Origin of the sequence: Mycobacterium ostraviense (assembly GCF_002705925.1) — a bacterium.
In the GTDB taxonomy this organism is placed as follows: domain Bacteria; phylum Actinomycetota; class Actinomycetes; order Mycobacteriales; family Mycobacteriaceae; genus Mycobacterium; species Mycobacterium ostraviense.
Window position 1 is genome coordinate 1 of the sequence record NZ_NKRE01000193.1, and the last position, 9,560, is coordinate 9,560.

The following is a 9,560-nucleotide window of genomic DNA, read 5'->3' on the forward strand; positions in this document are numbered from 1 at the left end:
CGCAGGTTCGAATCCTGCCGGGGGCACCATCTGACCAGCGCAGATACAAGTCCGTGCAAGATTCGTGCAACTAGGTTTTCGTGCTCCGAACGAAATTGGAGCCACCAATGACCACCACCCCACTGCCGCCCGGCCCGCTGGCCGGTCTCCGCGACTGCGAGAACCACCTGCTCGCCGCGGCCGTCGCGCTGGCAGCCGCCAGGTCCGCCCTCACCGGCGCCCGCCACAGCCGCGCCGTCGAGCTCGCCGCACGCTTGGACGGGCTGATCTCCACATGCCGCCGTCTCGCTACCGTCGTCGAGGGTGACGCGCGCGCCGACGAGTGCGGCCCGGCGATCTACGCCCACACGTCCGGGCCGCAGCGGGCGCTGCTTCACGCCCAGCTCGACGACGACGCCAACCGGGAAGCGCTGCTGGCCGGAATGTGGCCGCACCTTCAGGCCGAAGCCGAGAGCCAGCGGCTGGCCGACAGCCGCGGCGCCGACGAGGACCAGGACGACGAGCGATGACCGGCCACGACGACCGCGACCAACTCAGCGCGGCCGGGGCGCGCTGGCTAGCCCGCCCGACCACCGACATAGGCCCGGCCACCCCGCCACCGCCATGGTGCCTACCCGGCGACACCCCAGAATGCGGGATGCTCACCGCTGAGTTCGGCGGCGGCCCCGTCTGCCACTGGGAACGCTACTTCGGTGATGACGTGTGGATCGCGGCTGAGGACCGCATCGTTGACGGGCGGGTACTGCGCACTGAGGCGACGATCCAGTACTCGGAGCCGCCCGAGTGCGGTGTCAGCCCGGAGCAGGCCCGCCGGCTGGCCGCGGCGCTCGTTGAGGCCGCAGACGTGCTCGACGAGGACGAACACGACGGCGATGAGCAGATTCCGGCGATCTACGCCCACACGTCCGGGCCGCAGCGGGCGCTGCTTCACGCCCAGCTCGACGACGACGCCAACCGGGAAGCGCTGCTGGCCGGAATGTGGCCGCACCTTCAGGCCGAAGCCGAGAGCCAGCGGCTGGCCGACGACCGCGACGCCGACGGGCGGGGCGAGCAGTGACGGGCCAGGACAAAGCCCGCGCCATAACGGTCGGCAACCGCTTCGCCGTACGCGGCGCCCTTCAGGTGGGTAAAGAGGTTTCATCTGGACCGTGCCCGCTACGCCCATGCGGCCACGATGACCGCGCACTGGCCGATGCCCACGCGGAAGCGGGGCGACGCGGGTGGGTGGTGGCGCGGTGAGCACGGCAACTGGCACACGAGGGGAACCTTCACGTTGAAGGTCTCCTTCGAACTCGCGGCAAGTCCTGGGGCAAGACGATGGGTTGCGCCAAACGCGCCGCAGGCGGGTCCTCCGTCACGGTGATCGTGGCGGATAGCTTTAGACCAGTTGCCAGGTCTAAAACGGGCCGCTGTCCGGGGGGGATGAGGTAGGCCTGATCTACCCCAGCGGCGTGGGCTATGGGCCTGCGGGGTGCTTATCACCTCGCAGCACCCTGCGCTACCAGAGGGTGTCGCAGGTCGCGATCCTCGTGCAGTGAAACCGCGCCTTACTGCCAGCCGGTAGTCGCGGTTCCATGGTGACATGACTTAGACGAGGGGTAACGTAACTCGCGTTGTTACGGGATAGATCGGGGCGACCGAGGGGTCGCCAGCAGGCTCGAACTTTTTCGCGATGGTGCCCCGCCCCCCATAATGCCGACCAGGCCCTATTTAGGCGGTGGTCTGCACCTTCAACGCGCGGAATGCGTTGCCCACCAGCACATCGGAGCCGGTGCGGAACCATGCGAAGAATCCGCGCTGGCCGGTGGGCCGGCGGTTGGCCCCGAACACGTGCGGCACCAGCTCGACGATGCTTCCGACCCGATCAGTGATCAGGAATTGCGACCAATCACCGAGCACTAACGGGTACACCGTATCGGTCACCGCAGCGTTGACGGTAGCCATGTTGGATACCTCCCACATGCGGCGCCCGCACAGCATCGGCGGATTATCCTGCAACGCGGGGAACTGCAACGCACCGTTGCTGGTTTCGGCCTGCCTCAACACGTTGATCGTGGACAGCGCCGCCGCGAACGCCGAATTGGGTTGGTACCTCGCAGGTAACGCCGATTGCAGAGCGTAGGCGAATGCCGCCGCGACGGTCTCACTCCCCACGCCATTGACGACGTAAGTCGGGACGGCGGTCAACGCAGGAATGAACCCGGTGGGTTGGCCGGTCCCCGTCCCGTTGACATAGGCCACGGCGGTGAGCTGTTCAACCGCATCCAACAGCAGGCGACTGACCTCGGTGACGAAACCTGCTCCGTCGCCTTCAATTTCGATACTGAACGGCACCCAGGCTGCGCCTTTGTAGCAGGGCACGGCGGGCTGCGTGAGCGTGGGGCTGGCGTCGGCCACCTCCGCGGCCTCATCCAGCCACTCGGCGGTCACACCCTCACTCGAAACGCCGTGCCACACATCACCGATGGTTTGCACGACCCTTGCCATCTGCCGCAACGGATTCACAGAACCGCTGTTGGACAGCAGAATTGCAGGATCAAGCTGAGCCGGGATCAGGAACCCGCCCGTGACGTCGACGGTGTTCATGGCGCGTTCGGCTTGGACCTGCGCGGCGGTGCGCCACGCTTCGGCTTCCTGCGCGGTCCACAGGGTCTGGCCCATCTCGGGGTTGGCGATCTTCTTGGCGAACGCCCGCAGATAGTTTTGGTCACCGGCGGCGGCGGCCCAGCGGGCCGTCCAGGAACGCGATTGCGGGGCACCGGTGGTGATCAACTTCTCGATCGTTTCTGCGCCGCGCTCGTGCATGGTGCCGGCCTTGATGGACCGCTCCAAGACCCGCATCGCGTTGTCCCGCTGGCGGTCGGCGGGCGGCCGGTCCTCATCCCCGTAGTGCGACGGCGCGGCGTATCCGGGTAGCGGCGTGCCGTCGATGCGGCGCATGCCGCCAGGCCCTTCGAGGGCGAACCCAGGATCGCCGTCACGGAGCCGACGCACCATGTCCCCGGCCTCGGCGGCCCGCTGCGCCTGACGCTGCCGCAACTGCTCGGCGCGGCGGGTCAACGCTTGGAACCGTTCGGCGGCCGGGCCGGCCAAGTCGCCATCGGTGGAGTCGAGCAACGCTTGCGCCTCAGCGCGGCACTGCTCCACGGTCATATCTTGAATTTCAGTCATTGGTCTACCAATCGAGAAGGGATAGCCGGGCTTCGGCTATCGAACGGGGAATGACAAGCGATTCCGACCGCACGCCTTGAATCGCGGCACCGGCATAGGCGGGCTCATTGACCACGGAGACCTCACGCAAGCTGGCCTCGGTGCGTACCAGTACGTCGCCTTCCCAGCGTTCGGCAATCGGTGTGAACCCGATGCTGAACGCGGACACGTAGCCGTCGCGGACCAGCGTCAGCAGTTCGTCACCGGCTTGCGTCGGGGCGACTTCGAAGCTGGCATACAGGCCGTCGGGCTGCTCGCGCAGCTCCGTGGCCCGGCCCACCGGTAGCCGCCGATGGTCGTGACCCGTCAGAAGCCTGATTTTGGAGCCGCGCTGCTCGATCGAGCGGGCGAAGCTGCCGTAGGCAAACTTCTCTTTGTACTGGCCGGCATAGTCAGCGATTTCGGCGACTTCGCCATATGGCACCGCGCGCCCATACAACTGCCGGCCGGTGCCGGACTCGAGTTGTGCTGTGCGGTAGAGGATTGCGCTCACGGTGTCACCAATCGCCCATGCGGAATGGAATCTTCGCGTGGCGGGCGACCTGTCCGGGTTGGCCGTCCCCTGACGGCTCCCGGCGTTGGCGCGTACCGAGCTGCATCAATTCTAGCAGCGGGCAACCACATTCCGAAACTACCCAGCGAACGGATCATCAGCGGGGTCGGAATCGACTGGAAGCGAGGCCAACCGGGCTTCGGCCGCGTTCTAGGCACGACCCTGCCCCCCGGTGGTCACGGCGGTGACGGTCGGCATGGTCAACAAGCATCCGATCAGCGTCACGACTTCGACCAGCTCGTCTCGGGACAGGTCGCGGGTCCAGTTCTCAACTGCGACGGAGTACAGGTCACCCATGTTGGTGGCCGCGACGGCGATGCCACGGACGGCGGCGATCGTCGGCGAATCGATCGGGATTTCGTTCCTCACTGCTCGTCCTGTCCGGTGTCGTCGGGCATGCCAGCGCGCCAGATGTCGCCGACGGGGTCGGCGTCGTAGGCGTCCGGGTCGTAGTTGTCGAGGTCTCCAAGCATCTGTGTCAGCTCGGCGAAGGTCTGCTTGTCTTGGCGTTCCAGCGCTTCGGCTGATAGTCGTTTGATGCTGTACAGCTCGGCCATGAAGGGGAGCAGTAGCCGCAGCACGGATCGCAGCTGTTCGGCGTCTAGGCCGGTGGTGGCGAGTTCGACGGCCGTGGCTGCGCTGACTGGGTCGTCGGTGCGTTTGGCGTAGCGGATGAGGTCGAGCGCGGCCCCGACGGGTGATGAGTCGGTCATGCGACGACTCCCGCCGCTCGATCGTAGGCCGCGATGGCGGCGCGCAACTGGTCGATGTCGTTGGCGTTGAGGGAATACGGGCCGAGCTCGATACCGATGCCGGCCAGCTGGTTGTGCACCAACCGCAGCGGCATGGAGCACCAGTAGTCGGTTTCGTCGAGGAAAGGCTCTAGATGGCCGAGAGTGTCGATGATGGTGCGGCCGCCGGGTTGGTCTGGCGGTGGCCGGACTGCGTCGAGAATCGGGAAGTCGGTCATTGGTCGGGTGCTCCTTTTGAGGTGGTGTTGAGTGCGGTTCTGGCGTCGTTGAGTTGGCGCTGCAGTACCGGGCAGCCTGTCGGGGTATCCGGGTGCAGCACGCGGGACAGGGCGCGGTGTACGGCGGGTGCGCGTTGGGGTCCGACCGCCCGGAATAAGGCGTGTGCCCAGTCGCCGCTGCTGCTCGTGTGCGGGTCGGACAGTCCGCTGACACTGTGGCCGTGGCCGACCAGCTCGGCCGCGAGCACGGTCGTCCCAGTCTGTGTCAACGAACCAGCAGCGTGATTGAGCAGACCAGGAGCGGGCGTAGGCGGGCACGGTCGACTTGATGAGCGACACGACGGCTGAGTCGTAGCGGAATCGGACGGTGGACCGGCCGTCGAGTACTGGCAGGAAGTGGACGGCGGTCATCGGATGCCGCCGACGTTTGCTGTCACCTTCGCGGTGCATCGCGTGCACACACCCCGGATGCGGGCTGAACGCATGTGCTCCGGGATAGGGTCGCGGCACTCGCGGCAATGCCCATCCATACCGTTGCTGCACATTCCATCCCTGTGCGCTACATCCGCGACAACCGCGACATCTTCGAATAACTGCTGTTCAGGGGATGTTTCGGGTGTCGCGGACGTGTCGCGGATGTCGCGCTCACGGTTTATCCGCGACACATCCGCGACGGATTGACCTGCAATGTCGCCCTTGTCGCGCTTGTCGCGCATACCGGCGTGAGACAAGTACCGGTGCCAGGCTTGGCCGAGCCCATCGTCCTCGGCCACGGTGTAGCCCTTGGCGTTGCGCGTGCCGATGCGGACCTCTTTTGACCGCACCCCGTAGCGCTTCAATTCCGTTGCTAGACGACGTTGGTCGAGGGGCTTACCCCACAGGTCGCACCACTCCGATTCGGTGTCGCGGGTCAACTCGGCCACTATGTCGGCAGAGAACATCCGGTCCAGTTCACCGAAGACCGTCTTGATGTCTCTCAGCAGCCGGATACCAAGCGACAGCCTGTCCTCGGCCCCACTGTCGAGCACGAAGAATCTGCACGCCTCCCGCGCACGTTGGGACCAGTTCCCACCCGCCAGCTCTGCGATGGCAAGCAGCGCTTCCCAGACCTCAGCGGGGCGGTCGCGCACACCATCGGGCATCATCGGCCGCGCGGCCGACAGGATGTCCAGATTGCTGGTCGCCCATTGCTCCAGCCGCACCTTGAGCGCTGCGGCCTCGATAGCGGCGTCGCGTTCGCGGAACTCGGCGACATGCTCTTCAGGTGCCCGTCGCCTCATGTGCAGGGTGACGGCCCGGTCGGTGATAGTGGCCGGCATCTTCCCGGACAGTCCCGCCAACGCCACCGGGGCGAACACCGGGAACTCGCGGACCTTCATATTTTTTGCGTCGCCCTCGCAGCGGTCAACCGTGGCGCCACGCTTGTACCCCGCGTTGAATAGGGCTCTCAAGTCTTCCGACTGTGGGTTGGTCGTCCGACCGAATACGGCGTCGGCCTCGTCCTGCAGGATGGTCGGCGGCTCGTCACCCGCGGCCGCGATACGCCGATACAGGGCCGCCGTCGACGTCCTCAAGGTGAGTTTGGCGTTGCGGCACAGCAGCGCCAGCACTTCCAAGACGCGCGTCTTTCCGCTGCCCGGCTCAGGCGAGTCGAGGACCAGCCGCGGCGTGACGTAGAACGCGGATACCGTCCAGGTGTGAACGACCCACAGCACCACCACCGTAAGGTGATGCCCCGACGCGAACGCCAGGAATCGGCCGGCGAACCGCTCGATCTGGTCGAGCAGCTCGGCGCCGTCCACAACCTCTGCGGTCGGTGCCGTTACCAGTTCGTCGAGCCCATACCCCGCAGCTATATGGTCTGCGGCATCCTTACCCGCAGCGGCCTCAACGATGCGTATCGAGCTGGCGATGCCCTGCAGTAGCCCGACAACCTGTTCGGCATGCTTACGGCCAGGCTCATCCTTGTCGGCGATGACGATTACGGCCTTGCCGCGCAAGGGCTCCCAGTCGAACTTGTCGGCCTTGCCGGCGCCCATCGCCGAACAGGTGGCCGCCCCGCCGACCGATTCGATTGCCAGCACGTCCTTTTCGCCTTCAGTCACGAAAACCGTTTCAGCATCCCCGAACTGCGTGCGGAACAGGCTGCGGCGGCCCTCGGCGTTCTCCTGCCAGAATTTTTTCGCCGGTGTGCGATGGACACGGCGGCCGTCCGGGTAGTCGTAGGTCGTCCCCTTAGGGTCGTCGTAGACGGCCCCGGCGAGCAGGCCGAGCGAGCGCAAAATCTCGCCGCTGGAGCAGCCGGCGAAGCAGTGCAGCAGCACCGATCCGTCGATCCGCGTCATGTGTAGTGACGGTCGACCGTCGTTATGCGCTGGGCATTGGGCCATCGCGTCGCCGTCGCGCCGCTCCACGACCTGCTGGCCGCGGTCGCGCAGCGCACCGATGATCCGCTCATACGCTGTCTGGCTAGGCATCGGCGGCCGCCTTCGCGGCGCAGACCGGACCCAGGTGGCGTCGGACGCTACTCGGCGCAACTAGCCATTGCCCGCACCGCAGACAGCGTGTCGCCAGCCGGTATCCGCGCTCGGCCGCGGCGATCAGCACGTCGAGGTCGGCGCGGTCCTCGGCGGACAGCGGGTCGTGCCGGTCCTGTCGCCAGGGGGCGGTAGACTGGGTGGCATCTGCTGAGTAGGCCGCCTGGTAGCCCGCCGGGCGGCTTTCTCGTCCGGGGGGGCTCACGCGCCACCGCCGACCGGCTGCATCAGCGCTTCGACGGCAGCCGCATCAACTTTGAGCAGTTTGCGACCTACCCTCACGGCATCCAGGTCGCCCCTAGCGACCCAGCGTCTAATGGTGCGGTAGTCGACTCCGCAGAGATCGGCGGCCTGTTGCAGCCCGATCAGTTGGCGTTTGACTGGCGTACGAGATTTTTTCGCAGGAGGCATGCGGAAAGACACCTTCTGTCTTTCCGAGCTGCCCAACTCTCGGAGCTTGCGGCGAATCTATACCGGGGCTCGATATCGCAGGTATGCGGTGCACATAGTAGCGGACGTTGGCAGGCATTAGCCGACATTTAGCGTCGGGTCCGGCATGTCGCCCTTTTACTTGGGTGGTTCCGGGGTCATCCAGAAATCGGCTACCTTGACCGGCTTGCCAGGCGTCGCCGCGTCTACGTCGGCCTTGATCGTCGCGGCCGGGAAACGTAATCCCACACAGTGCGAGCATCCGATCAATAACCAGTTGACCCCCACGCCGTTGCGTTCCTGCTCGTCAGTGATCCATACCCATCGTCCCGCATCAAGGTCAGCGACAGCGCCGCCACGTTCTGGCACACGCCCGCGCTCAACTACCCCGGTGCGCTCGTGCATGGGCTGCGAGATACGAACCGGCGGACGGTAATACATAGCACCCCCTGTTGCCGTGTTCCACACATGCAGCAGCAGACACCCTTTGGCGCAGCGGTATTCGACGAGCAGTAGATGACGTAACTGACTGCTTTTCATGGCCTTGTAGGCGCGGATGACCGTGTCCGACTCCATCATTTCCCTTGTCCTACAGCGAGTTTCGACAAACGCTCCGCAATTTCGGCGTCTCGGCCTTCAGCGACGTGCTGATACCGCAACGCCATCTGCGGCGTCGTATGTCCCAACCTGTGCATCAGTTCCGCCGTGGTGGCGCCGCTTTGGGCGGCGAGCACCGCGCCGACGTGGCGCAGATCGTGTACCCGCAGGTTGGGTTTGCCGATGGCCTTGCGGGCCCTCTCCCAATGGGTGCGGTAGAGATCGGCGCGTAGGTGAGTGCCGTCTCCGTCCGGGAATAGCAGGGAGTCGCCGAGCTGGCCGACGTGATTCTTTAAGTGCGTCTTGAGGATTGGCCGGATATGCGGCGGCACCGCGACATCGCGGGAACCGGCGGCAGTCTTGGGCTCCCCAACGGTGAAGACACCTTTGCGGTAGGTGACGGCCCGCCGGATGCGTAGCACGCTGCAATCGGCGCTCACGTCGCCTCGGCGTAGCTCGGAGGTTTCACCCCACCGCAGCCCGCACCACCCGGCAAGTAGAACGCTGGCGCGTAGCTCGGCGGGCATCTTGGCCGCCAGCTTGTCCAGCTCGGCGGGCGTGAGCACGTCGACATCGCGGCGCCGTTTGGTCTGCATGGCCGCCCGGATGCGGCACGGATTAGCGTCGAGAACCTCATCCTGTACGGCGGTCTGGCAGATGGCGTGCAGCAGGGAGTAGGCGTGGGCGTTGCGGGTCGGATGCTGGGAACCGAGCCCGGCGTGCCACTGCCGGATTTTGGCCGGCGTCAAGGTGACGACCTTCGCGTCCCCCAGCTCGGGCAGAATCAACCGCTCCAGCATGGATTCGTAGTGTGCTCGGGTGCGGGGCCGCAACTGGCGGTGTTCAAGCCACTGCGCGGCGTACTTGCGTAGCGTGATGGCGTCGGAACGTTCAACCGCGCCCCAGGTGTCGAGGTCGATTTTGCGGCGTTCGATGTTCAGCCATCCGATGGCGTCATCCTTGCTCGCGAAGGTTCGCGCAGCTTTGTGCCGCCTGCCGTCGGGTCCGGTGTAGGCGGCTTGCCAGCGGCCGGACGGCAGTTGCCGAAGTTGCCCGAAGGTGCGGCGGGTGCCGTGTTTCGGTGCCATCTGTTCGCCCTTCGTGCAAAGTTCGTGCGAAAAGAATATACCGATGTGTCCGGCAGTGTCCTATACTGCGGGGGCGGTGCAAGTGCTTAATACGCAGGTCAGAGCACAGAAACCGCAGATAATGACAACAACAGAGCCGAAAGCTCAGTCAGGTTCGAATCCTGCCGGGGGCACCA

General features: G+C 65.6%; 13 protein-coding genes. 2 read left to right on the top strand and 11 right to left on the bottom strand.

Annotated features, from left to right (window positions below; genetic code table 11):
- Positions 1-107 precede the first annotated feature (107 nt).
- Entirely contained in the window at positions 108-509 is a 402-nt protein-coding gene (locus CDN38_RS28630) for a hypothetical protein (RefSeq protein WP_099319523.1), read from the top strand.
- A complete protein-coding gene (locus CDN38_RS29150) occupies positions 506-1,057 on the top strand; it encodes a hypothetical protein (RefSeq protein WP_142361431.1) in 552 nt (183 codons plus the stop codon). Before CDN38_RS28630 ends, CDN38_RS29150 begins: the two co-directional genes overlap by 4 nt.
- Positions 1,058-1,710: 653 nt before the next feature.
- On the opposite strand, the gene CDN38_RS28640 is transcribed toward CDN38_RS29150, so the two are convergent.
- The 11 genes from CDN38_RS28640 to CDN38_RS28690 form a co-directional block, all read right to left on the bottom strand.
- Positions 1,711-3,171 (bottom strand): phage major capsid protein, encoded by a 1,461-nt coding sequence (locus CDN38_RS28640; protein ID WP_099319524.1) that lies wholly within the window; start codon positions 3,169-3,171, stop codon positions 1,711-1,713.
- Positions 3,172-3,175: 4 nt separating this feature from the next.
- Positions 3,176-3,703: an HK97 family phage prohead protease gene (locus CDN38_RS28645; protein ID WP_180276473.1), complete on the bottom strand. Its 528-nt coding sequence runs from the start codon at positions 3,701-3,703 to the stop codon at positions 3,176-3,178.
- Positions 3,704-3,913: 210 nt separating this feature from the next.
- Entirely contained in the window at positions 3,914-4,132 is a 219-nt protein-coding gene (locus CDN38_RS28650) for a hypothetical protein (RefSeq protein WP_099319526.1), read from the bottom strand.
- A complete protein-coding gene (locus CDN38_RS28655; protein ID WP_099319527.1) occupies positions 4,129-4,476 on the bottom strand; it encodes a hypothetical protein in 348 nt (115 codons plus the stop codon). Before CDN38_RS28655 ends, CDN38_RS28650 begins: the two co-directional genes overlap by 4 nt.
- Positions 4,473-4,733 carry a hypothetical protein gene (locus tag CDN38_RS28660; RefSeq protein ID WP_099319528.1) on the bottom strand — a complete coding sequence of 87 codons (261 nt, stop codon included), beginning with the start codon at positions 4,731-4,733 and terminating at the stop codon, positions 4,473-4,475. The genes CDN38_RS28655 and CDN38_RS28660 overlap by 4 nt, the downstream gene beginning before the upstream one ends.
- Positions 4,730-5,002, bottom strand: a complete 273-nt coding sequence (locus tag CDN38_RS28665; protein ID WP_244307510.1) for a hypothetical protein — start codon at positions 5,000-5,002, stop codon at positions 4,730-4,732. The genes CDN38_RS28660 and CDN38_RS28665 overlap by 4 nt, the downstream gene beginning before the upstream one ends.
- Positions 5,003-5,140: 138 nt before the next feature.
- Positions 5,141-7,057: a DUF3631 domain-containing protein gene (locus CDN38_RS28670; protein WP_180276474.1), complete on the bottom strand. Its 1,917-nt coding sequence runs from the start codon at positions 7,055-7,057 to the stop codon at positions 5,141-5,143.
- A 145-nt stretch (positions 7,058-7,202) separates the two neighbouring features.
- Entirely contained in the window at positions 7,203-7,475 is a 273-nt protein-coding gene (locus tag CDN38_RS28675; RefSeq protein ID WP_099319530.1) for a DUF6011 domain-containing protein, read from the bottom strand.
- Complete coding sequence (locus CDN38_RS28680; RefSeq protein ID WP_244307511.1) at positions 7,472-7,717, bottom strand: helix-turn-helix domain-containing protein; 246 nt, start codon at positions 7,715-7,717, stop codon at positions 7,472-7,474. The genes CDN38_RS28675 and CDN38_RS28680 overlap by 4 nt, the downstream gene beginning before the upstream one ends.
- A 120-nt stretch (positions 7,718-7,837) precedes the next feature.
- Complete coding sequence (locus CDN38_RS28685; RefSeq protein ID WP_142361432.1) at positions 7,838-8,278, bottom strand: hypothetical protein; 441 nt, start codon at positions 8,276-8,278, stop codon at positions 7,838-7,840.
- Complete coding sequence (locus tag CDN38_RS28690) at positions 8,275-9,384, bottom strand: tyrosine-type recombinase/integrase (RefSeq protein WP_099319533.1); 1,110 nt, start codon at positions 9,382-9,384, stop codon at positions 8,275-8,277. Before CDN38_RS28690 ends, CDN38_RS28685 begins: the two co-directional genes overlap by 4 nt.
- Positions 9,385-9,560: the final 176 nt, after the last annotated feature.